This is a genomic window from Paenibacillus sp. Marseille-Q9583, from assembly GCF_976954365.1.
In genome coordinates this window covers 14,653-36,937 of sequence record NZ_CDRJTB010000062.1, presented here as the reverse complement: position 1 = coordinate 36,937, position 22,285 = coordinate 14,653, and the positions used below count along the sequence as shown (strand labels likewise).

At 45.4% G+C, this 22,285-nt stretch carries 22 protein-coding genes; 18 read left to right on the top strand and 4 right to left on the bottom strand.

All coding sequences use genetic code 11. The annotated features are described in order from the left end of the window. Positions 1 to 143: 143 nt before the first annotated feature. The 16 genes from ACWNM1_RS23405 (at position 144) to ACWNM1_RS23330 (ending at position 11,856) form a co-directional block, all read left to right on the top strand. Entirely contained in the window at positions 144 to 2,177 is a 2,034-nt protein-coding gene (locus tag ACWNM1_RS23405) for a hypothetical protein (RefSeq protein WP_449602826.1), read from the top strand. Between the two features lies 1 nt (position 2,178). Then, positions 2,179 to 2,931 carry a LysM peptidoglycan-binding domain-containing protein gene (locus ACWNM1_RS23400; protein WP_449602825.1) on the top strand — a complete coding sequence of 251 codons (753 nt, stop codon included), beginning with the start codon at positions 2,179 to 2,181 and terminating at the stop codon, positions 2,929 to 2,931. 9 nt (positions 2,932 to 2,940) lie between these two features. Beyond that, positions 2,941 to 3,900, top strand: coding sequence for an XkdQ/YqbQ family protein (locus ACWNM1_RS23395; protein ID WP_449602824.1), 960 nt, complete (start codon positions 2,941 to 2,943; stop codon positions 3,898 to 3,900). Between the two features lie 5 nt (positions 3,901 to 3,905). Continuing rightward, positions 3,906 to 4,202, top strand: coding sequence for a DUF2577 domain-containing protein (locus ACWNM1_RS23390; protein ID WP_449602833.1), 297 nt, complete (start codon positions 3,906 to 3,908; stop codon positions 4,200 to 4,202). After that, positions 4,199 to 4,630, top strand: coding sequence for a DUF2634 domain-containing protein (locus tag ACWNM1_RS23385; protein ID WP_449602823.1), 432 nt, complete (start codon positions 4,199 to 4,201; stop codon positions 4,628 to 4,630). Before ACWNM1_RS23390 ends, ACWNM1_RS23385 begins: the two co-directional genes overlap by 4 nt. After that, positions 4,623 to 5,681: a baseplate J/gp47 family protein gene (locus ACWNM1_RS23380; protein ID WP_405175101.1), complete on the top strand. Its 1,059-nt coding sequence runs from the start codon at positions 4,623 to 4,625 to the stop codon at positions 5,679 to 5,681. The genes ACWNM1_RS23385 and ACWNM1_RS23380 overlap by 8 nt, the downstream gene beginning before the upstream one ends. A 1-nt stretch (position 5,682) precedes the next feature. Beyond that, on the top strand, positions 5,683 to 6,096 hold the full coding sequence (locus tag ACWNM1_RS23375; protein ID WP_042192112.1) for a hypothetical protein: 414 nt from the start codon (positions 5,683 to 5,685) through the stop codon (positions 6,094 to 6,096). 1 nt (position 6,097) lies between these two features. Next, complete coding sequence (locus ACWNM1_RS23370; RefSeq protein WP_449602822.1) at positions 6,098 to 7,120, top strand: DUF2793 domain-containing protein; 1,023 nt, start codon at positions 6,098 to 6,100, stop codon at positions 7,118 to 7,120. Positions 7,121 to 7,131: 11 nt separating this feature from the next. Continuing rightward, positions 7,132 to 7,467, top strand: a complete 336-nt coding sequence (locus ACWNM1_RS23365; protein WP_234537584.1) for a hyaluronate lyase N-terminal domain-containing protein — start codon at positions 7,132 to 7,134, stop codon at positions 7,465 to 7,467. Positions 7,468 to 7,470: 3 nt separating this feature from the next. Continuing rightward, positions 7,471 to 8,082 (top strand): putative phage tail protein, encoded by a 612-nt coding sequence (locus tag ACWNM1_RS23360; protein WP_449602821.1) that lies wholly within the window; start codon positions 7,471 to 7,473, stop codon positions 8,080 to 8,082. Positions 8,083 to 8,093: 11 nt separating this feature from the next. Continuing rightward, positions 8,094 to 9,740: a hypothetical protein gene (locus tag ACWNM1_RS23355; protein ID WP_449602820.1), complete on the top strand. Its 1,647-nt coding sequence runs from the start codon at positions 8,094 to 8,096 to the stop codon at positions 9,738 to 9,740. A gap of 15 nt (positions 9,741 to 9,755) precedes the next feature. After that, a complete protein-coding gene (locus ACWNM1_RS23350) occupies positions 9,756 to 10,187 on the top strand; it encodes a hypothetical protein (protein WP_449602819.1) in 432 nt (143 codons plus the stop codon). Positions 10,188 to 10,232: 45 nt separating this feature from the next. Then, positions 10,233 to 10,367: a hypothetical protein gene (locus ACWNM1_RS23345; RefSeq protein ID WP_449602818.1), complete on the top strand. Its 135-nt coding sequence runs from the start codon at positions 10,233 to 10,235 to the stop codon at positions 10,365 to 10,367. A 96-nt stretch (positions 10,368 to 10,463) separates the two neighbouring features. After that, positions 10,464 to 10,868: a hypothetical protein gene (locus ACWNM1_RS23340; protein WP_094871759.1), complete on the top strand. Its 405-nt coding sequence runs from the start codon at positions 10,464 to 10,466 to the stop codon at positions 10,866 to 10,868. Continuing rightward, on the top strand, positions 10,869 to 11,561 hold the full coding sequence (locus ACWNM1_RS23335) for a M15 family metallopeptidase (RefSeq protein ID WP_449602817.1): 693 nt from the start codon (positions 10,869 to 10,871) through the stop codon (positions 11,559 to 11,561). Positions 11,562 to 11,574: 13 nt separating this feature from the next. Further along, positions 11,575 to 11,856 carry a holin gene (locus tag ACWNM1_RS23330; protein ID WP_449602816.1) on the top strand — a complete coding sequence of 94 codons (282 nt, stop codon included), beginning with the start codon at positions 11,575 to 11,577 and terminating at the stop codon, positions 11,854 to 11,856. A 101-nt stretch (positions 11,857 to 11,957) separates the two neighbouring features. Here the strand turns inward: ACWNM1_RS23330 and ACWNM1_RS23325 are convergent, their stop codons facing one another. The 4 genes from ACWNM1_RS23325 to ACWNM1_RS23310 all read right to left on the bottom strand — a co-directional run bounded on the left by ACWNM1_RS23325 (position 11,958) and on the right by ACWNM1_RS23310 (position 17,084). Further along, complete coding sequence (locus tag ACWNM1_RS23325) at positions 11,958 to 13,268, bottom strand: MBL fold metallo-hydrolase (protein WP_449602815.1); 1,311 nt, start codon at positions 13,266 to 13,268, stop codon at positions 11,958 to 11,960. Beyond that, the gene (locus tag ACWNM1_RS23320; protein WP_449602814.1) at positions 13,265 to 14,944 is read right to left on the bottom strand and encodes an ABC transporter permease; all 1,680 of its coding nucleotides are present in this window, start codon (positions 14,942 to 14,944) and stop codon (positions 13,265 to 13,267) included. The genes ACWNM1_RS23325 and ACWNM1_RS23320 overlap by 4 nt, the downstream gene beginning before the upstream one ends. 5 nt (positions 14,945 to 14,949) lie before the next feature. Further along, on the bottom strand, positions 14,950 to 16,029 hold the full coding sequence (locus tag ACWNM1_RS23315) for an ABC transporter substrate-binding protein (RefSeq protein WP_449602832.1): 1,080 nt from the start codon (positions 16,027 to 16,029) through the stop codon (positions 14,950 to 14,952). A gap of 86 nt (positions 16,030 to 16,115) precedes the next feature. Continuing rightward, entirely contained in the window at positions 16,116 to 17,084 is a 969-nt protein-coding gene (locus tag ACWNM1_RS23310) for an ABC transporter ATP-binding protein (protein WP_234537508.1), read from the bottom strand. 166 nt (positions 17,085 to 17,250) lie between these two features. Between ACWNM1_RS23310 and ACWNM1_RS23305 the strand changes: the two genes are divergently transcribed. After that, a complete protein-coding gene (locus tag ACWNM1_RS23305; protein WP_449602813.1) occupies positions 17,251 to 18,144 on the top strand; it encodes a LysR family transcriptional regulator in 894 nt (297 codons plus the stop codon). Between the two features lie 236 nt (positions 18,145 to 18,380). Then, positions 18,381 to 21,173, top strand: coding sequence for a phosphoenolpyruvate carboxylase (gene ppc, locus ACWNM1_RS23300; RefSeq protein ID WP_449602812.1), 2,793 nt, complete (start codon positions 18,381 to 18,383; stop codon positions 21,171 to 21,173). The last annotated feature ends 1,112 nt before the right edge of the window (positions 21,174 to 22,285 follow it).

Below are 22,285 nucleotides of genomic sequence, written 5' to 3'. Positions count from 1 at the left end.
GAGCTTCATATTTTACCGCATGAGCTAATGAAGCTGTCTTCACGTGAACGAGCCGCAATTTATGCGATGATTGCTGTTCGGGTGGAGAAGGAGAAGCGGGATCAGGCACGGAGTAAGGCGAGGAAGAGATAGGGGGTGAATGAATGGCAGGTATGCAAAACAATATAGCTGGAATCCAGCAAGTCTCCAACCAATGGATCAATGATATAACCAATCAAATTACAACTCAGGTTTCTGCAAATATTTCAAATTCCTTTTCCGCAACTTTAAACCGAATAAGTATGAAAATAGTGAATAAACCCGTGTACAACATTACTAACAATTACAGTGCAGCTTACACCAGAATTCAAGCTTCTATTGGAGGCGCAGTACAGGCTCAGGAGAGACTGAACGATGCGGCAGAACAAGGAGCAGCAGGGGCTGAACAGCAGGCGGGTACATGGGAAAAGATTACCGGTGCTTTTGGGAAAGCCAAGGGTGTGTTGGAAAAAGTTAAAGGAGTTATGGAAAAGGTGCTTGCGCCTGCAGCTGAACAGCAAAAATGGGAGGATCTTTTTAAAGCGAAAACCGGAAATGCTGATGTTGGTGTGGCAATGTTTGATAAGTTCAAGAAGAGGGCACTAGATACCGGGCAGGATGTAAACAAGTCCATGGAAAGTGTCTTGTCGTTTTATCCTAAAACTCAAAATACGGATCAGTTAGATAAGCTTATGGATTATTCCACAAGGCTAAGCATGATGTCTCCGGAGGGTAAAGATATTGGTGATACTTCATCGGCGATTACTTCTGCTTTTGAGGGGGATTCTAGTGATTTAGCATCCATGCTTCAGGTGGATAAAGAGGATCTGGGTGGACTTGATCTAGTGGCCGGAACGGGCAATATGGAAGCCTTTTTGAGTACTTTGGGAGATATTATGACAACGTCAGGGATGACGAGTGATTCGCTACAAACCATGATGGATTCACCCGTTAATCAATGGCAAGCTCTTCTTGGAAACTATAACAACTCTCTGGCTGGTATGGGAGAAGGTGCTCTTGCGGCATTGTCGCCACTATTAGGCATTCTTAACCAGGCATTTTCAGATGGAAGCTTTCAGCCAATTATCGATGGGATAGCGATTGGACTGGCGATACTTGCACAAGTATTCTCGCAGGTCGTACAAGGTGCATTGTATCTCTGGAGTGTTCTTAGCAACCCTGTTGTTTTGCCGATTGTTTTGGGTGTTGTTGCTGGAGTTATTGCCTTAGCAATCGCGATGAATGCCTCAACAATTGCAACTAGAATTTCATCTATTGCTACCGGAATTGCTACCGCAGCCCAAGGCATTTTCAACGCTGTGATGAGTGCTAATCCAATTGCACTTGTAATAGGGCTTATAGTTGCACTTATAGTAGCATTTTTAGGAATTGTGGCAGCCCTTCAGCCTGTGAGGGACTTTTTGGCGAATATGTTCAGGGGACTGGGACAGCTCGTTGCAGAATTTGTGGGCTTTGTTATCGATCTTTGGACCGGATTTGTTAATGGTATTATTGGCGCTGTGAACTTTTTGCTAGATAGTATAAATAAAGTAGTTGGAGCTGTTGGCAAATTTATTGGTATAGAGTCGGAGATCAATCTTCATATTGAAGAGGTTGATAGCAGTCAATTCAAAAAGGATTTGCAAATGGACATTGGGAGTTCTTTTAATGCTGGGGCAGAAAACATCCAAGATTTTGATATCAATAAGTTTAAAGAAAAATTGAATGTAGGTGGAAATAAGAGTAATAACACCACATTAAATCAGTGGAATACTACTCATCCAGGGGATTTGTCAAAGCCTCCGAAAACGCCAACCGTACCTGATATTCCAGTAGTTCCTACGACGCCTGCGTTAAATACGCCTACAGCTGCAGGTTCTTTTCAAAATGCAGGGGTTCCGGGTAATCTAAACACCGTCAACCGTGTAAACGAACTCGGCTCCATCAACGACACCGTAGACATCTCCAGTGATGATTTGAAAATGCTGCGTGAGCTGGCGGAGATTCAGGCGATCCAGAATTTTGTGGAGCTTACGCCGACGGTGCAGGTGACGACCGGGAATATTAATAATGCCGGAGACATTGATTCGATTATCAACAAGATCGGGCAAAAGCTGAACGAGGAGTTTGTCTCTACAGCACAGGGGGTGTATACGTAACGTGGAAGAGTACGGGATTTTTCTTGGTTTTAATAATCAGGCGGAAGCATTCCGGCTGCCAGTCAACCCGGAGACCTTGGAGATCAAGGAGAGCGGGGATGGAAAAAGCTATACTATTATCGATCTGGGTGAGATCAATACGATTGCTTATCCGAAGCTGACAGAGATCACCATTGAAAGTATCTTTCCGGCACAAAGGTATCCGTTCGTATTGGTACAAGAGGACGGGCTGAAGAGACCCTTTGAATATGTGGAGCTTATTAAGAAGTGGATGACGAGTCGCAGGCCTATTCGTTTTGTATTCTCCGGGGTGAGCTATGCGGATGACACGAAAAAAGCTGAGGGGAAGCTAAACGATGCGAAGAAATGGTTAAAGCAATCATCGACTAGTGAGGATAAATCCATAGAGATTGATTTTGGTGTGAATATGGCTATGAGTATCGAAGGCTTCACTTGGAAGCTCAGTGCAGGTACTTCAGGGGATATTGAATATTCGTTGTCTCTCAAAAAGTATGTATTCTATCAGGCTGTAGCTGTAAAGGTTGTCAACGATGAAGTGAAAGTAGAGCAGAAGCGCGCGAATGAAACTCCCAAACCTACTACGTATACCCTGAAATCTGGAGACAACCTATGGAAAGTTGCTAAAGAAAAGCTTGGGGATGGCAGAAGGTGTGGAGAAATCCAGAAACTTAATGGCATTAAAGATAGTGAGCTGAGGAAGCTTCCAATCGGTAAGGTCATTAAGCTGCCGTAGGAGGATGTTATGGAACTACTTGTGAAGAATAAGGAAGGCAATCTATGGGATATTTCTGGCATCGTCTCCGATATTTCTTGGAAAACAGCCCGCTCAGGAAAGCCGGCAACGCTAGAGTTAACACTTGTGGACAGTGGAATCTATCAGCATCCCAAGTTCGGCATTAGCAACGGTGATATTATTCAGTTCAGCAAAGATAATGTGGATGTATTCTACGGGTTTGTGTTCAGTATTGATACAGGCTCGGATCAGGAGATTAAGCTGACTGCCTATGATCAGATGCGTTATTTGCTGGGCAATGGCAGTTATGTTTTGCAGGATGTTACGGCTAGTGATGTGATCAAAAAAATAACACAAGATTACGGACTGCAGACAGGTGAGCTGGAGGATACGGAGTACCGGATTCCCTCTTTAATCGAGGATGACAAAAAGCTGCTGGACATCATTATGGGGGCGATCGGCAGTGAGCTTCAGTATAAGGGGCGGCTGATGGCCTTTTACGATGATTTTGGTAAGCTAACGCTGCGAAAACCGGAGTCTATGCTGCTTAATCTGGTGTTGGGGGCGGGGCATTATCTGTACGACTATTCGCTCAAAAAAAGTATTGATGATACGTACAACACGATTTTTCTGTACAAGGATAATGAGAAGTCTGGTAAGCGAGATTTCTATCCGGTTAGTGATAAGGACAATGTGAAACGCTGGGGTATCCTGCACTTGTATCAGAAGGCCGATGACAAAGCGAATGCTGCACAAATTCAGGAGAAGGCAAATAATCTGCTGAAAATGCACAACCGTGAAAAGCTTAGTCTCTCCGTACAGGCGATTGGTGATATGCGCGTAAGGGCTGGTAATTTCATATATGTCCTGCTTGATGAATTTAAGACTCAGGTGTTTCTGGTGGATCAATGCAGTCATAAGATTTCCGGTGGGGAGCATACGATGTCCCTCGATATAAAGGTGGTGTAGAAATGATGTTGGATATTATAAAAAAAGCAAGCTTAGGAGCCGTGGGAAATACAAATCCCGTGGCTTTTTCTTATGGGACGGTAACGGAGGCAACTCCTTTGCAGATCCAGGTAGATCAACGTTTTATTTTATCGGGGAATGCGCTAGTGCTGCCTGAATCGGTAATGGAATGTAAAGTCGAGATAGAGGGTAGAGAAGTGGTAGTGCGTCGAGGACTTGCCTCTGGTGATCGGGTTCTGATGGTTCGGATGCAGGGTGGACAAAGCTATATTGTTCTGGATCGGCTGGTGAGTCCGATATGATTCCTGCGATTGGAAAATCCGGACCGATAGCTGCCCTTCTTGAAGGCGAAGTCAACCTTGAGCGTGGGGAAAGCCCCAGTCTAACCTACCGAATGGATTGGGACAGAAAAAGGATTACTGGCCAAGCGGATGGACTTGAGGCAGTGCAGCAGGCAGCGGCCAAAATTCTGCGAACCGATAGATTTGAACATCTGATTTACAGTTCGGATTACGGAACAGAGTGGCAGCTGGTTTTGGGTAAGGATCGGCTGTTAGTCAGAGCTGAAATCAGACGTGTCATTAGTGAGGCCTTACTTCAGGATGAACGAATCCTTAGCTTAGAAAATATTGAGGTTTCTTTTAACGGGGAAAATCTAACTTTTGATTGTAAGGTGGTCACACGTTATGGGAATTTTCAGCTGAGAAAGGAGTGGAATGAGGATGTATGAGGATCAGACGTATGAGGCTCTTTTGGAGCGGATGCTGGATCGGGTTCCGTCAGGTTTAGATAAACGCGAGGGCAGCATCATTTATGACGCGCTCGCTCCAGCAGCAGCAGAGCTCGCGCAGATGTACATTGAGCTGGATGTGAATAATAATCTGTATTTTGCAGATACGGCTACCGGTGAGTACTTGGAGCGAAGTATCTCCTGGTCAGGAATTGTAAGGCGTGAAGCGAGCAAGGCGCAGCTAAAAGGAATTTTTTATAAAGCGGATGGGGGATTTGTGGATGTTCCTCTCGGTAGCCGCTTCTCACTCGATATGCTGAATTATATGGCTGTGGAGAAGCTATCTCCTGGAGTGTATCGGTTGGAGAGTGAGACCGCTGGAGAAGAAGGAAACCGATATTTTGGCTCTTTGCTGCCAGTGGATTATATTTCAGACCTCGCGCGCGGAGAAATAGCTTCCCTTCTGATCCCTGGAGAGAACGCCGAAAGTGATGAATCGCTACGCCAGCGTTATTTGGATTCAGCCAGACGCCCAGCTACTAGCGGCAATAAATATCACTATATGGAGTGGGCTATGCAGGTTGTGGGGGTGGGAGGTGCACGTGTTTTTCCGTTATGGAACGGTCCTAAGACGGTGAAGGTAATTGTTGTGGATGCCGAGAAACTTCCTGCTTCTGAGCTACTGGTGACTAAGGTTCAGCATTACATTGATCCGGTCTCTGGAGCGGGTGAGGGGCAAGCCCCCGTAGGTGCTGTTGTAACTGTGGCGTCGGCGAAGGGCAAAAGTATTAGTGTAAGCGCAAAAGTAACCCTTGCTTCAGGTTATGCGCTGCAAGCTGTAAATGAAGAATTTAAGGCGATTCTTGAGAGCTATCGCAAAGAGAAGGCTTTTTCAGCAACCTATATTAGCCAGTCTGTAATCGGTGCCCTATTGCTAGCTACTGAGGGAGTCGCAGATTACAGTGAGCTGAAGCTGAACGGTGGAGCGGGCAACGTAATGTTGAACGAAGAAGAAATTCCATTGTTCGGCAATGTTTTACTGGAGGTGTAGCATGGGTTACCCGGAGAAAGTTGATATTTTTCAAGAAAAGCTTAATAAAAAAGCAAACGGCGGCAGCTATGTTATTGAAGAGAGATTACCGCTTGTAAATGGCATGTATAGTGGTGCGCTTGCGCATGACAACATCAATAATCAGACCATCGCAGTGTACACAGGGTCACAGTATTCCGGGATCGAGCTGCGTAATTTTACGGTGTCTTTTCCGGATGAAGCGCCATGGCGGCGGTTGATTAAGATTTTTGCCGATGTGCCAGAGGTTTATGTGACTTACGAAACCCCCGGCGATACCGTTGAAGCAGAGGATATTAACGGTTTGCAGGAAAGTCTTACTGCTGTTCAAACTGAAATAGAACGTTATAAGAGCAAGGGCCAGATTGACGGGGGATCTTTTAGAAGAGAGGTGTAAAATGGCACAGACCATACAAATAAAGCGGGGAACAAAGGCTGAGCTAACGAGTTATGGCGTGTTGAAGGCGGGTGAGCTTGGTTTTTGCAATGATACTAAGGAAGTTTATATTGGTGACGGCACGTCTAATTCCATGGTCGGAAGGGCGCTGTCAGGGCCAGAAGCTTCGCGTCCGGTTGCAGGGTCCGTTGGCCGTTTGTATTACGTGACTACGGGTTCGAATAGCGGATATTTATATTTTGATGATGGGGCAGCTTGGCGGCGGGTGAATGCGCAGAAGCTTAGCGATCTGACAGGTACAATTGACGATATCGCTGATGGAGCAACCTACGCGAAGGTGCTTAAAGCGGACATTAGTGCGGGACATATCAATAAAGTATCAGATGGCACGAATGTAAAGACTGCCGCTGAGATCAAGACTCACATTGACGATGTGGCCAAGCACCGGACGATCAATGATGCGGGGACTACGATTACAGACTTGTGGTCAGCGCAGAAGATTAAAAATGAAATTGAGCTGGCCAAGCATAACATCGAACCGCAAGCGTCGGTAAAAGATCAGAACCTGCTGGCTCCACCAGCCAGTCCGGTTGAGGGTGATCGATACATTATTCCAGCTGGAGCAACCGGGGCATGGGCGGGGAAAACGAATCAAATCGTGGAGTACCAATCTGCTGCTTGGGTATTTTATGTTCCTGCCGTAGGCTGGACCGCTTACGTCGATGATGAGCAGAAGATTTATAGCTGGAACGGCAGCGCATGGGTTCGTACGGGTGGTGCATTACAGACCATTACAGCTGGAAACGGACTGATTGGTGGTGGTCAGGCCGATGCTGTGACGCTGAATATTGGTGCAGGCAATGGGATCACGGTTACTGCAGACGCGATTGCGGTTACAGCTGGAAAAGGGATCACTGTAGATGGAGCCGGTGTAGCTGTAAGTGTGGATGGAAGTAGCATCATTTATGATGCGGCGAATGGCAATAAACTTACCGTAGCCAGTATTGATGGCGGAACTTTCTAGGGGGCGGGACAATGGCTTTAAAGACATTGATTCAAATACGCCGCGGATTGGAAAGTGCGATTGGAGCACTGGCTATTGGTGAGCTTGGCTACTGCACTGACAGTGGAAAGCTATTTATTGGCTCAGCTACTGGGAATGTCTTGCTAGTTGCGGCGCAAAGTACCGGGGATATGCTGAAAAGCATTTACGATACGAATAACAATGGCAAGGTGGATTTTGCGCAACAAGCGGATAGTGTAGCTTGGGCGGGGGTAGCGGGTAAACCAGCAGTGTTTCCTCCGGCGGCGCATACACATGATTATTTGCCCAAAGGGCCCCTAACCTGGAATCAACTGAAGGGGGTGTAGAGGATGAGTTACGGCAGCTCTTTATACAGCGAATTGCAATATTCCGCAGATAAAGATTCGAGCCATCCGGATGAAGTCGAGGCGCCTGATCTAATGCAGTATTTGCCGGATTATTATAAGGATGTCCGCGAAATGGAGAAGCTTCAGGAGACCATCGGGCTTGAAATTGGTGGGCTGAAGGTAGGCACTGTAGATGTACTGGATCAAGCGTTTGTTGAAACAGCAACGGTGAGCCTTGGACGTTGGGAGGCTGAGCTTGGATTAAATATCGATTCATCCAAGTCATATGCCACACGCCGAGAGATGATTAAGGCGAAGCTGCGTGGAAACGGGACGACAACGCCGGAGATGATCCAGCGGACGGCGTCCGCTTTTTCAGGTGGAGTGGTTGAAGTAAAGGAAGTGCCTGATGAGTACCGTTTTGAGATTCATTTTGTAAGTACACTGGGCATTCCCCCTAACATGGCAGGGTTGATTCAAATCATCGAAGAGATTAAACCTGCGCATTTGGCTTATGAATTTGTGTTCAGCTATACCTGGTGGGACTCCGTTAAGGTTTTGACTTGGGAGAATGCTCACAGTAAAACATGGAACGAATTAAGAACTTATAGATAGGAGAGTGACACATGCAAACCACAGGAAATTTGGGGTTAAAGAAGCCCGAGGGTACAGATATCGTTGATATTGCCGATTTAAATGGGAATATGGATATCTTGGATAATGCCGTTACTAGCAAGGTCGATAAAGTTACTGGCAAGCAGCTGTCTACGAACGATTACACTACGGCGGAGAAAACGAAGCTGGCGGGTGTGACAACAGGAGCAACCAACTATACTCACCCAGCTACCCACCCACCAGCTATTATTGCTCAAGACGCGAGTAATCGGTTTGTTACGGATGCTGAAAAGACGGCGTGGAATGCGAAAGAGACTCCAGCTGGCGCTCAGGCAAAAGCGGACGCAGCGGTCGCAGCGGCAAAAACGGACTATATTCGTCAACCGGGGTATGCTGCCACTAATGGCACAGCTACAGCTTATAGTGCAGTTCTAACCCCAGCGCCTACGACAACACCAGATGGATTCGGGATCACTATCGTTCCACACGTAACCAATGGGGCAAGCCCTACGCTCAGTGTTAACGGACTTGCAGCGGTGCCTCTTAAAGATCAAAAGGGCGTAGCTTATGCAGCTGGGAAGCTCATAGCAGGCAAGCCTTATACGTTCCGGCGTGTGGGTACGGATTTTTTGGCAGATAGCGCGGGTGGCTCTGGTAATGCAGTAGCAGGAGACATTCGCGCAGGGAAAACGGCGGCAACAGATGCAGGGGATATTACGGGTACACTCCCGGTTCAAACGGGCGGTACGGTTACTCCGGGAGCAACGGCAGTTGTCAAGCCAGCAGGGATTTATGATGCGGCGATTACGGTCGCAGCTGTTACGGTGCCTGCTGATAAGGTGCTTGCAGGAACAACGATAGCCGGAACTGCTGGAAATATGGTAAGCAGAGCAAACAATCAATTAGCTCCCCGAACTAATTTCGAGCGAGTCGGACGAGTAGCGATCGGCTTTCCCACTGGCGCGTATGTTACAGATAGCGGCTTTGGCGCGGGTATCGCGTCGGTAGCAGTTGAAAGCCCGGGACTTAATCCTGCTTATGTTAGGTCAGACGTTAACATATTAGGGATGCAAGGCTCTATGCCTGTTATCATCAACGGCGATGATCCAGCGCAGGGAGTTGGCATATGGCCAGATGGATCACTAGCAGTTTATCCGAGGGAGGGATATCGTAAAGGTGGCGCGGGAGCCGGAGAAATTAAGGTAAGTCCGGCATTGCTGCAATCAGTGACTCCCTTACAGCCAACTAATATCAGAGCTGGAACTTCCATATTTGGCATAACTGGCACGCTACAGCCGAAACTATATGCAAATGGTTCCGGAATTGTTGCAAACAATCTAACTGTATATGATTGGTATACTAACAGTGGTTATGGAACGTATTCTTTGACGGTAGCGGGTATAGGCTTCAAGCCAAAAGTCATAAAAGTAACAACAGGGGAAAATACTTGGTCGGTTTCGATGTATGCTAGAGGCATAATACCAACAGCTTTGGGAAGTGATGATGGACTTACTTTTATGTACGTATCTGAATATAAGTTTATAACTGTTTGGACTCCTTATACACCTGGGAGTGTGTGGGTGAATGATTCAGGGTTCAGATTACCTATAGGTGGTAACAGTCCTGGAATACCAGTAGCTTGGGAAGCATGGGGATAAGAAAGGAAAATGATAATGGAAATAGGCAAAAAGATTTATTATGACAAGGTAACAGGTAACGTCCTAGTGGACACCGGAGAACGTTCCGGTAGTGTCGTAGAAACAACGCGTGAACAGGACTTTGAAGCTTACAAGGCGTTAGCCGAGCGCAAGCCTGAAAGTATTGGGCTGATTGAATTAGAATACAGCGAGCATCGGGAGGACTTCGACGCCTGTAACGGGTACCGAGTTGACCCGATTACCGGAGAACTAGAGTTCAGCTATCCCGACCCGAACGAAAAGCCGGATGAGCCACAGGAGCCGCAATACATCGAGCCTTTATCTATCCAAGTCGCCGCGATGAAAAGCCAGAACACTCTACTGAAGGCACAACTTAATGCTCAGTCTGAGCGCTCTGACTTTATTGAGGATGTCATATCCGAACTGGCTACTCAGTTGTATAAATGATCGCGGTTGCTCTACTGGCTGCTGACTTGTGGGGGAGGTGATATCATGGTAGTTATGTTTTTTGCACAACGTGTAATCTTGGGTAAGACAAGTTATGCAGAGGTGCCGTCTACACTCAAAGCTGGAGTGCTGGAGGTTCTGACGGACAGCGGTCTGGAGTTTCTGCCTGAAGATAAATAGAGATTACAGATAGCGCCATATAGTAGGCGTTTTTATTTTGCCCTCGTAGCTGCTACGGGGGCTGTTTTATTTATCACTTTAGAAGGGGGCTGTTATATGACCATTGTGGGAGTGAATTCAGGAGGAGGCGATGCTGAAGCAGCGCCCATTGAGCACCGTTTAGAAGATGTTGAAAATAGACTTGTAGTCATCCAAGACGAGATTTTTAGATTTGGAACGGAACATCTAAGTTTTAGTAATGAGCTTTTAATATTAAAAGAAAAACAATCACGCCATGAGGAAGATGTGAAGCAAATTAAACAATCAACAATAGAAATGAAAATTCAATTTAACGAGATTATGAGGCGTTGGGACACTTTAGACTCACGTGTGTTCCAGCTATTGCAACAATCTCAGACGGACAGTAAGAGCGAACGAAAAGTGTTTGTTGATCTACTTAAATATGTTCTGGCTGGCACTATCTTTGCTATTATTGCCTTTTTATTTAAAGGAGGAGTATAGATGCTCACTTTGTCCCAGATCAAAAATAAATCAAGTAAACATTTAACCAACCTACATCCCGTAGTCCGTTCCGCTGCTACTGCTCTAATCGAACGTTGTTATAAGCTCAATATCCCCATTCTCATTACGCAAGGTCTTCGCACAATTGCCGAGCAAGATGCTCTTTACGCACAAGGTCGCACTAAACCTGGAGCGATTGTTACCAATGCGCGTGGCGGGTATAGCTACCACAATTTTGGACTAGCCGTAGATTTTGCTCTTTTGCTGCCGAATGGATCGAGTGTGTCTTGGGATATGCGCCGGGACGACAATAACAACCAGATCGCAGATTGGCAGGAGGTTGTAAAAGAGGCCAAGGCACTTGGATTCGAATGGGGAGGCGATTGGACGAGCTTTAAGGACTATCCACATTTCCAGATGGTGTTTGGGTTAACACTCACACAGTTACGAGCAGGGGCAAAGCCCTCAACATCCGCAGTGGAGGCAGCGTACAAAATCATCCATCGGAAGGAGGAGGAAGACTTGAAGAGTGATGTTATTGCCGTCGTAAAGGTTAACGGGGTTAAGATTGCAGATGGAGTGCTTGAAAAAGGCATCACCTACGTTCCCGTTCGTATTATTGCAGAAGCGCTAGGTGCACAGGTGGGTTATGATTCCGCCACTCGGACGGTTGAGATTAAAAGTACTCACTAAGGAGGTATCTATCATGGAAACTAGAGAGATTTTAGATGATGTTATGGCGTTTGCTTCTATATTAGCTGTATTTGTACTGGCTCTGGTTCAATTGGTCAAAAATAGTATCAACATCCCGCGTAATGCAGTCCCAATTATCGGACTATTAATAGGTTTGCTCATCGGAGCGGTAGCGTATCCTTTTACCGAACTGGATATCGTTCTTCGTCTTTGGGCTGGAGGGCTTTCGGGTTTATCTGCGACGGGGTTGTTTGAGCTAGCTTTTAAGGATCGCACGGGGACGACGAAAGAGTAAATGGATAGTAGGTACGAATCAAAAAAGGGCTGTTCCAAAACGTCTGAATAGACCTAAGGAAGAGCCCCATTGTTTTTTTTACGAGATTACATAGTTAAGCTTCAGAACGAAAGCGTACTTCCAGGCAGCAAAGAGTACAGCCCTGCAAAACCTTCTCCTTCTAATATAGAAGAGACATGATCAATATGCGATTTGGGAGCATGAACGAGCACCGACCGGCGGCTAGGAACCGTTTGGAGCATTTCTCGAATATCCGGTAAGCCTTGGTGAACTTTATAGCGAATGAATGAGATTGTACATCTCGTGTTGCTAGATTCTTCTCCCAAAGACCCTTTAACGAGACGGTGCCCGAAACTACCTGCCGCCAAATGTCCCGTAAAAATCACATGGTTGTCAGGAGAAGCAGAGAGCTGGTGAAAATACTCTTGTGCTTTTGCCGACTGCATCATTCCGTCATTGGTAAACACGATAGCGATCTTAAGATTCAACAATACCTTTGCACGTTCCTCTGAATTAGATACAATGCACAAGTTCTTTCTATTAAAAAGCTTATCAACGCGCTCAATAGCGCCCTCTTTCAGCCATTCGGTCTTATCGCTCAAACCTCTTAAAGGTGCTATGAGCTCTTCTTCGACGATCAGCTGATCATCTGGGAAACACTCGCTTGCCCATACAATCAATTCCTGGCTTCTACCATGGATAGGCACCGGAAGGAGGATTGAACCCCCTTCTTGCAAAGTGTTACAGATCGCTGACTCTAATTGCTGTAACTTTACAAGCTGCTCATCAGGATCTGCGCCGTAAGCGGCATCGATAATGGATAGATCGACGACATCTTGAGCTCCGGCTTCCATAATCGTAGGTGAATCTGCCATGAGCAGCAGCGACTCCTTCGTATAATCCCCTGAGAAAAATACGACTGTTCCGTCCCATTCGAGGATCAACCAAACCGAACCTGCTAAATGTCCGCTTCGCCCCCATTGTACTCGAAGATTAGGTGCAATCCTCAGCCAAGTCTGAGGGGGGATATGCTCCTCCAAATACATGAACTGAATAGATTGCTTATCTATTTCTCCATAAGGTAGTGATGCGGACTGAGCAGCCACGTATTTATCCCATGCTTCGAAATAATCGGGAAGCTGTTTAACGGTAGCTTTCGTTGTCCATACCTTACCTGAATATCCGTACTTATATAGTAGGGGAAGTGCTATGGAATGATCCTCATGCGCATGGGACAGAAACACTGCCTGCAAATGAGGGATGATGTCTGTATCTAGCAGGGGGTATTCACCTGGGCCTTCTTTTTTGACACCACAATCGAGTAGAATACCAGATTTCCCATCTTTGTTCTGCAAAAGATAGGAGGAACGGCCATGCTCTCCGGCCCCTCCCCAAATCGTTAGTGTGCTCATCGTTGTCTCCGCTTTCTATCTGGGCTTAAATATTCTAATACTAGTAGTAATATAGTGGTAACGCCGACAGAGATTACTGCCATGGCCATCCCCATCGCTACTGCACCTTGTTCAAACTGGGCAAAAATATAGGTTGCCGATGTCTGCATTGAAGGTGGAAGAATGAGTAAGGAGGCTACCAGTTCCCGATTGGAAATGGTGAAGGTCATCATCCATCCAGCCACCATCCCCGGTAGAATGAGTGGGAGCAGGATACGGCGGAACACATAAGGCTTGCTTCCTCCGAATACTTGTCCCGCTTGCATAAGGGAAGAATCGATCTGCCCATAGCTCGCTTTTACATACTGAACAGTATAGGGGATGAATAGTACAACGTAGGTAAGCACAACCATCCAGTAGGTATTATAGAGCGGGATAGGCATCCAGCGAGCATTCCATAGCAGGATTAGCCCTACTACAATTACAATTCCAGGAACTGTATTGGGAAGTAGGCTGAAGAGATCTGTAATTTTCTGCTTAAATGTAGCTCCTTTTCCTACGGTTAAGGCAAACCAAGTCCCAAGAATAACTGCGATACTGGAAGCAACGATGGCTAATGTGAAGCTATTTAATAAGGCCTCAAGACCTTGAGAACCCGGTGATAGCAGCTCTGCATAATGTTTTAAGGTCAAATTGCTCCAAGACACGCCTTCTCCTCGCAGTTTCAATAAGGAGGCTGTTATGATTGAGAAATAAGGAATGCCGATAGATGCTAGAAGTAATAGAACAACATACCCCCAGCTAAGAACCCCTACGATTCCAGTACTTTTATAACGTTTGGTACGAGTCCCTTTTCCGCCTATTAGGCGATAAGAGAAGCGGCTGCTAATAAGAGTCTGAATGTACCACATGACGAGACAAACTCCGAGCAGCAAGGAAGCTAGTGAAGTAGCCTTTCCAAAATCTATTGGCCAACTAGAGATATACTTATGGATCTCAGAGGTCAGAACGTAAAAGCCGATCCTACGACCAAAGGTCGCAGGGGTACCAAATTCAGCAATCGTTTTGACGAAGATGAGAAGAGCTCCAAGCCCATAGCTGGATAATAGCAAAGGAATGATTACTCTTTTAAATCTGTAAAAGAACGGAGCACCATGAACAGAGGCTGCTTCCTCCAAATTGCCCCCGATCTGCAAGAGCGCATTACGCAGCAGTAAATACAGGAAGGGGAATAAATGCAGACTCATGATCAGCACCATCCCTCCATAACTAAAGAAATACGGCGTCAGCACGGAGGTAGCGGGCAGAAACTGTTCCATATACCCACCGGTCTGCATAAATAACATCCAACCCATTGAACCAATGTATGGCGGAGTCATAAAGGGAATTAGTAGCACAACATCCAGCCAATTATGATGCCCTAAGTCCGTTTTAGCCATAATCCAGGCCAGAGGTAGTGCAAATAGCGTAGTTAGTAGAATAACGCTTACCCCGAGCCCGATAGAATTCAGCAGTACCTCAACCAGATCATGACTACTCATAATGGTTCGTAGTGGCGCGGCTATATCCAGCTGCTCATTGGGATAGATACTGGTCCAAAAGATGAGCAGGAGTGGCAGCAGTACGAGCACTGTTAGTATAAATAAAGCAAGTCCGCCGCTCACCCATTTAAATGAACGTAAAGAGTTAATATTCATTACGCTTATTTAAAAATTTGTGTGAAGGTCGAGGAAACTTCATCGCTGTGTTCGTTCATCCATTCCCATTTCACATCAAATGTCTTAATTTCATCGAGATTCGCACGATTCTCTGCTTTCACATCGGTTCTGCCAGGTAATAAGTAAGCTTTGGCTACAAGGGCTTGGGCTTCATCTGATAGAAGATAGTCGATAAATGCCTTGGCATTATCCACATTCGGGCTTGTCTTAATAATCGCAGCCGGGCGTGGGCTGATCACTGTTCCTTCAGCAGGGTAGACAATATCTACAGGCTCTCCGGCAGCTTTTGCCTTATAAGCCATGTAATCTACGCCTGAAGCAACGACGGATTTAGCACCGGTAATCACCGGATCAAGTGCCTCCTGATTGGCGCCCGCCATCGCTACACCATTGCTTTTGTATTGTTTAAAAAGCTCCCAACCGCTGTCCCCTTTAGCACTTAAATATCCAGTGACGAAATCTAAAGCCGAACCAGATAGCGAGGGATCTGGAATATTGACGGTTCCTTTCCATTCCGCTTTAGTGAGATCATCCCATGAAGTCGGAGGTGTGCTTACTTTTTTAGTATTGTAGACAATCCCCAGTGCGGATGCGCTATAGCTAAAATAATTGCCATCTGCTGTGTCTGACCAATCGCTAACGAGCTTATCTGCATTAACCGCCTCTTTATATGGAAGCAATAAACCATCATTCTTCATCCCTTGCATGGACGGAAGGGAGGCAAGAACAACAACATCGACTACTGGATTGGACTTCTCTGCTTCCATACGGGCTAGTATTTTTCCAGTAGTGCCTTGGAACATTTCGACCTTCACACCGGTTTTGGCTTCAAAGCCGTCTTTAATTTTATTGGCTAGACCTTCAGGGCCTGCGCTGTAGACGACAAGACTGCCACTCAGAGCTTTTTCTGTTGGTTGTGGTGCTTCAGTTTGAGCAGTAGTGTTAGCGGTTGAAGTCGGATTGCTTGCGTTAGCAGCAGGAGTGTTAGCAGAGCTGCAGCCGGCTAGACTTGCTCCGATTATAGTTGTTAGAAGAAGTGCGCTAAGTCCTTTAGTGTTATTCATTGATTTCAATGTGAATGCCTCCCTAATATTTTTTGCATCTTGCTGCATGGAACAGCATCATACGAGCTATTCCATGCAGTGGACGCTTAATTCAGATGATGGATCTGGTGCTCAGAAGCGTAGACCTGGATCGTTTCTCCAACAGGTAGACGTTGATCATGATAAGCGGTCCAAGTAGTTCGGTTCTCCATGTCCAGAATGACCTCATAGCGATCACCCATATAGCTCACATGTCGAATCGTCCCTGTAAAAGGAAGAGAGGAAGCATCCTCCTGAGACCAACGTAAATGTTCCGGACGAAGCATTTGCTTGTCGGGAACGATCCAGTTGGATTTTCCAATAAAATGAGCTACAAAAGGATGATTTGGTTTCTGATAAATCTCCTCAGGCGAACCTGTCTGTAAAATAGTTCCACCTTGCATCACGACCACTTCATCTGACATAGACATCGCCTCGGTTTGATCATGGGTGACATATAGAGCGGTAATTCCCATGTTCCTCACCAAGGAGGTTAACTCCAGCCTCATTTCATCTCGCAACACCGCATCCAGTGCACTTAACGGCTCGTCGAACAATACGAGCTGAGGTCTAGTCACTACGGCTCTGGCAAAAGCAACCCGCTGCTGTTGTCCACCGGATAGCTGATGGGGAAAGCGTAGCTCGAGTCCTTCCAGCTTTACGGATCTAAGGGCTTGCTGAACCCTAATCCGTAAATCCTTTTTCTGCTTAGAGGCACGAAGTCCGAAGGCGACATTCTCGAAGACAGTCAGATGCGGCCAGAGCGCGAAATCTTGAAAGACCATGCCAAAGTTGCGGCTATGGATGGGGCGACTAATTTTTTTGTTGCCTGAGAAAATAAATTCGTCATCCATTAGGATTTCTCCAGCATCCGGTGTTTCTAGCCCAGCAATCAGACGGAGTAGTGTCGTCTTTCCACAACCTGAAGGACCGAGTAATGTCGTAAAGCTTCCAGCGGGAATCTTCAGATCTGCAGCCTTCAAGGCATGCACATCTCCGAATTTCTTTTCCAATCTGTGGATTGTAATTTCCTTCATCTCTATCTACCTGCCTGTTCTTAAGCTTGTTCTTAGTGTAAAGGTAAACAATTCCCGCTATATTTGCTGAATGTAACTGTGATATTAACTTTTTTGCCGATTTATTTTAACATTCATAGAATTCTTCTATGTTACCGTTTAGTGAATAGGCGAGGAGTGGATGATAATGAACCTTAATTTAATCAAGCTGGAAATCGTAGAACTGCTAAATAAACATAAGAAAATAACTACAGTAGCCGATAAACTCGGACTGAAGCAGCCCACCGTTACGTACCATTTGAAGAATTTAGAGCAGCAATTGGGGGAGAAGTTATTTGAATCCAGAATGGATAAAATGATTCTTACGGAGAGTGGAAAAGCGTTTCTTCATTATGCGACTAAAATCAATGCACTAGCTGCAGAAGCGGAGCGGGTTGTAAAAGAGTTCAGTCAGGCGGGGCGAGGAACGCTTAAGATTGGTGCCAGTTACGTTCCAGCTACTTATATTCTTCCGAAAATATTGGGACTGTTTGGAGAACAACATCCGGGGATTACGATCTCTTTATCGGTTAAGCCTTCCCCTGTAATCAAAGAAATGCTGGCTAGCCATGAGATTGACCTTGGTATTTTGTCTACAGAATCTTTTTATCTACCTGATCTGCATACTCAAGCCTTGTGTGAGGACGAGCTCGTGCTTGTTTTTTCGCCATCTCATGAATTTGCCTCATTTTCTAATCTAAACCCGGCTATGATTGCTTCAGCGAGTTTTATATTACATGACAAGGAGTCGAGTACACGCCAACTGACGGATAAATGGTTTGAGCGTGAAGGGAATGAACCGAGGACCTATATTCTACTGGATTCACTGGAGGCCATTAAGCAATCGCTTATGAGTGGAAAGTACGTTTCCTTTATATCGCGTCTTGCTGTGGAGGATGAGGTTGCCAGAGGAAGATTGCTAATGCGCACCATTCCAGATTATAATTTTCAAAGACATATTTATTATTCGTATAACCGCGATCGACATTATTCTCCGCTTATTGGCCTGTTCATCGATCAGATTCGAACGCTCCATATTTAAATACACATAATGAAGGTATGCCAGAGCCATTATATATAAGAAAGAATACATAAAATATATGGACTGTATAAATTGAGAAATTGGTGTATAATCTTAGTTACTGTGTCGCTTTACAGCACAAAAAAGTTGGAGATTTTCACGCAGTTTTATTGTATGATATGAGGAAAGCTTTAATAGGCGATTTTTAGACAGACAATAATTAACACATTGATCCGGAAGAGAATGGGGGGAGCAGCATGACCGAACTTACGACTACCGTCAGCAAAAGCAACTCTAACAATCTGCTGCGACGGGACGTACGGTTCTTGGGGAACATTTTAGGAGAGGTCTTGGTTCACCAAGGCGGTAACGAACTACTAGAGATCGTGGAGAAAATTCGCGAAACCAGTAAATCGCTGCGCTCACTATTTTTACCTGAACTGCACAGTGAATTTAAGGAGTTAATCAATTCTTTGGATCCAGAGAACCGCCATCAGGTAATAAGAGCGTTCGCTATTTATTTTCAGCTCGTGAATATTGCCGAACAGAACCATCGGATTCGCCGCAAACGTGACTATGAACGTTCAGCTGGGGAGACAGTCCAACCCGGTTCTATAGAAAGCGCGATTAAAGAGCTTCGTGAACGTGATTTCTCTCATGAGGAAGTTAACGAGATTATTGCAGGATTATCTCTGGAACTTGTAATGACGGCACATCCAACGGAAGCTATGCGCCGTGCGATTCTCGATATTCATAAGCGGATAGCTGATGATGTTATGGGTCTGGATAACCCTACCTTAACCTTCCGGGAGCGTGAACAGCTCCGTGAGAAGCTATTAAATGAAGTGATTACGCTATGGCAAACGGATGAACTGCGTGACCGTAAGCCTACCGTACTCGATGAAGTACGTAATGGGATGTACTATTTCCATGAGACGATCTTCCATGTATTGCCCGATGTTTATCAAGAACTTGAACGTTGTCTCAGTAAATACTACCCAGGGCAGAATTGGCATGTACCAACCTACTTGCGTTTTGGCTCATGGATTGGTGGAGACCGTGACGGTAACCCTTCGGTAACTTCTACAGTTACTTCACAGACCTTGCGCATGCAGCGTAAGCTGGCGATTCGGGAATATCAACGGATTATGCGTGAACTCATGAAATATCTAAGCTTTAGCACAAGTATTGTTAAGGTGACGCCTGAGCTAGCAGAATCCATTGAAGCTGATCGTGAGATCATTAATCTTGGCAAGATGGAAGAATGGCGCAATGATAATGAACCTTACCGTATTAAGCTCAGCTATATGATCTCCAAGACACAAAATGTTCTGGATGATGAGAAAAAAGGTACTCCTGAGCGTTATTCTACACCTGAAGAGTTTATCGATGATTTGAACGTGATTGACCGCAGCTTACGGCATCACTATGCCGATTATGTGGCCGACACTTATATTAAGAAATTGATCCGTCAAGTGGAGCTGTTCGGTTTCCATACGGCGACACTTGATGTGCGACAGCACAGTCAAGAACATGAGAATGCTATGACTGAAATTCTGGCGAAAATGAACATTACGCGGGATTACTCCAAACTGTCTGAAGATGAGAAGATTGAGCTACTGGAGAAGCTGTTGAATGATCCACGTCCAATCACTTCTTCTTATCAGACGTATAGTGAGGGTACAGAGGAATGTCTTGCAGTGTACCGGACGATCTTCGCTTCGCAAGAAGAGTACGGTAAACAATGTATCACTAGTTATCTGATTAGTATGGCAGAAGCGGCAAGCGATATTCTGGAGGTTATGGTCTTCTCCAAAGAGGTAGGACTATTCCGCAAAGACAATGACGGTACAGTCGTATGTACGCTGCAAGCTGTGCCACTTTTTGAAACAATTGATGATTTGCATGAAGCACCACAAATTATGAATAGATTGCTCAACATGCCTATCTACCGCGATGCAGTAAGAGCAATGAATGATTTGCAGGAAATCATGCTTGGCTATTCAGATAGTAACAAAGATGGCGGCGTGGTTACCGCTAACTATGAACTGCGTGTTGCTCTGAAAGAGATTACAGCTACAGCCGATAAGTTCGGAATCAAGCTGAAGTTCTTCCACGGTCGTGGTGGAGCGCTCGGTCGTGGCGGCATGCCGCTTAACCGCAGCATTCTGGCTCAGCCAGCCTCGACGATTGGCGGCGGCATTAAGATCACCGAGCAGGGAGAAGTGATCTCCTCCCGTTATTCGATGCAAGGGATTGCTTACCGCAGTCTAGAGCAAGCGACATCTGCGCTTGTGACTGCAGCGATCAATGCGAGAATTCCACAAGCGGATTTATATGAAGAGAAGTGGGAAGAGATTGTTGCCCGTATCTCTGAAGTTTCGCTTCACAAATATCAGGATTTGATATTCCGTGATCCGGACTTCCTGACTTACTTCAAAGAATCTACACCTCTGCCTGAGGTTGGAGAGCTTAATATTGGTTCACGCCCTTCCAAACGGAAGAACAGTGACCGCTTTGAAGACTTGCGTGCAATTCCGTGGGTATTTGCGTGGACACAAAGCCGTTATTTGCTTCCAGCGTGGTATGCTGCTGGAACCGGACTGCAGAGTTTCTATGAGGGTAAGGAAGAGAATCTGAAGATTATGCAGCATATGTATGAGAACTTCTCATTCTTTACTACACTGATAGATACGCTGCAAATGGCTATCTCAAAAGCGGACTTGAACATTGCTAAGGAATACGCCAGCATGGGTAAGAACGAGGAAGCGCGTCAACGGATCTTCGGCCAGATTGAAGATGAATTCAAACTGACCTCAGAGTTGATCCTGAAGATTACTGGTCAGCAGGATATCTTGGATAACGTCCCTGTGATTCAGGAGTCGATTAGACTCCGCAATCCTTACGTTGACCCACTTAGCTACCTGCAGGTTCAGTTGCTATCCGAGCTTAGAGCGCTCCGTGAAGTTGACGGAGACGATAGCGAATTGCTTCGCGAAGTATTGCTTACCATTAATGGCATTGCCGCTGGTCTTCGGAATACCGGCTGATATAGTCTTAACACAAAAAGTCCGCCCTTTATCGGGGCGGACTTTTTGTGCTTGTATAGGAAATTACGCAGTATCCGGCAGATTCTAAAAGATTACTTTCATGGATTCATGGAAATGCACGGTCATCATCTGACCAATAGTCTTTATTAGAAGCATTCTAGACCGAGTAAAAAGCTATGCGCGGTGGCAAACGCGTTATGGACTTTGCCAGAAATGAGTGCAAAGGACGCACGAAAGGAGCGCCGAGCTCGTGTTTATTTGCTTCTTTATAGGAGTTACTATCTGCTCGCACACATAAACATTTTTAAGGTTCATATTTCTCTACTTCAGGGTCAAAATGCTGAATTAAAGGGAATTATTACCCATAAATCGGTATTTTTAAGTCATTTCGATAAAATATAGGGAATTGTTCCCTTTATATTAGCTGAATTTGGTGTAATTAATTGAAATTGGCCAATATACAAGGAGAAATTCCTTATAACTTGGTCATAAAACAGCTGTGATCTAATTTATAGGGAGGTTTTCCCTATAACTCGTTCCATCAAAATGAAACCCTCAACCTACACTGGAGTTCTTACTCGACAAATCACCGAAAACCCTGCGGAAAGTACAAAAATTTCTACTCCGTATACTTTGAATTTAAACTAACGGAAGCCTATTCACCCTACGGTGTGTTTTTAAACCTAATACGAGCTACTAAGCTCATAAACTAAATATTGTGCTACGATGTGATTCTTTTGTCCTGAAAAATATTGTGGTGCTTTGCCCAATATTGATCTTTCAGGCCCTACTCAAGTAACCGAGATGTAATTGGGGGTAAATGATAAAAATAATGAATTCGGGTGAAAGTGGGCGTGGAGAAGAATTTTGGAACTGTAGGAGCGAATGCGATCGCCCGAAAGCTTTCCGTAGGAAAGCTAGCATCGTAAGCATATGCTATCCTCAGATTTCGACCGCTATATGCGGTTTATAATCAGGAAATCAGAGGATAACAGCGACCGAAAGTCCAACATTCTTAGGAATGCCATTGTATTCACCCTATCTTTTATTCCTAGAAATTAACTCAGTTTACAGAGAAGGTTACAATACAATCCTTGATTTTTACACAAACT

Bases quoted from the DNA above. Each gene is read 5' to 3' on its own strand.
- ACWNM1_RS23405 (WP_449602826.1), top strand. From the start codon at position 144: ATGGCAGGTATGCAAAACAATATAGCTGGAATCCAGCAAGTCTCCAAC.
- ACWNM1_RS23395 (WP_449602824.1), top strand. From the start codon at position 2,941: ATGGAACTACTTGTGAAGAATAAGGAAGGCAATCTATGGGATATTTCT.
- ACWNM1_RS23390 (WP_449602833.1), top strand. From the start codon at position 3,906: ATGTTGGATATTATAAAAAAAGCAAGCTTAGGAGCCGTGGGAAATACA.
- ACWNM1_RS23385 (WP_449602823.1), top strand. From the start codon at position 4,199: ATGATTCCTGCGATTGGAAAATCCGGACCGATAGCTGCCCTTCTTGAA.
- ACWNM1_RS23380 (WP_405175101.1), top strand. From the start codon at position 4,623: ATGTATGAGGATCAGACGTATGAGGCTCTTTTGGAGCGGATGCTGGAT.
- ACWNM1_RS23375 (WP_042192112.1), top strand. From the start codon at position 5,683: ATGGGTTACCCGGAGAAAGTTGATATTTTTCAAGAAAAGCTTAATAAA.
- ACWNM1_RS23370 (WP_449602822.1), top strand. From the start codon at position 6,098: ATGGCACAGACCATACAAATAAAGCGGGGAACAAAGGCTGAGCTAACG.
- ACWNM1_RS23365 (WP_234537584.1), top strand. From the start codon at position 7,132: ATGGCTTTAAAGACATTGATTCAAATACGCCGCGGATTGGAAAGTGCG.
- ACWNM1_RS23360 (WP_449602821.1), top strand. From the start codon at position 7,471: ATGAGTTACGGCAGCTCTTTATACAGCGAATTGCAATATTCCGCAGAT.
- ACWNM1_RS23355 (WP_449602820.1), top strand. From the start codon at position 8,094: ATGCAAACCACAGGAAATTTGGGGTTAAAGAAGCCCGAGGGTACAGAT.
- ACWNM1_RS23350 (WP_449602819.1), top strand. From the start codon at position 9,756: ATGGAAATAGGCAAAAAGATTTATTATGACAAGGTAACAGGTAACGTC.
- ACWNM1_RS23345 (WP_449602818.1), top strand. From the start codon at position 10,233: ATGGTAGTTATGTTTTTTGCACAACGTGTAATCTTGGGTAAGACAAGT.
- ACWNM1_RS23340 (WP_094871759.1), top strand. From the start codon at position 10,464: ATGACCATTGTGGGAGTGAATTCAGGAGGAGGCGATGCTGAAGCAGCG.
- ACWNM1_RS23335 (WP_449602817.1), top strand. From the start codon at position 10,869: ATGCTCACTTTGTCCCAGATCAAAAATAAATCAAGTAAACATTTAACC.
- ACWNM1_RS23330 (WP_449602816.1), top strand. From the start codon at position 11,575: ATGGAAACTAGAGAGATTTTAGATGATGTTATGGCGTTTGCTTCTATA.
- ACWNM1_RS23325 (WP_449602815.1), bottom strand. From the start codon at position 13,268: ATGAGCACACTAACGATTTGGGGAGGGGCCGGAGAGCATGGCCGTTCC.
- ACWNM1_RS23320 (WP_449602814.1), bottom strand. From the start codon at position 14,944: ATGAATATTAACTCTTTACGTTCATTTAAATGGGTGAGCGGCGGACTT.
- ACWNM1_RS23315 (WP_449602832.1), bottom strand. From the start codon at position 16,029: ATGAATAACACTAAAGGACTTAGCGCACTTCTTCTAACAACTATAATC.
- ACWNM1_RS23310 (WP_234537508.1), bottom strand. From the start codon at position 17,084: ATGAAGGAAATTACAATCCACAGATTGGAAAAGAAATTCGGAGATGTG.
- ACWNM1_RS23305 (WP_449602813.1), top strand. From the start codon at position 17,251: ATGAACCTTAATTTAATCAAGCTGGAAATCGTAGAACTGCTAAATAAA.
- ppc (WP_449602812.1), top strand. From the start codon at position 18,381: ATGACCGAACTTACGACTACCGTCAGCAAAAGCAACTCTAACAATCTG.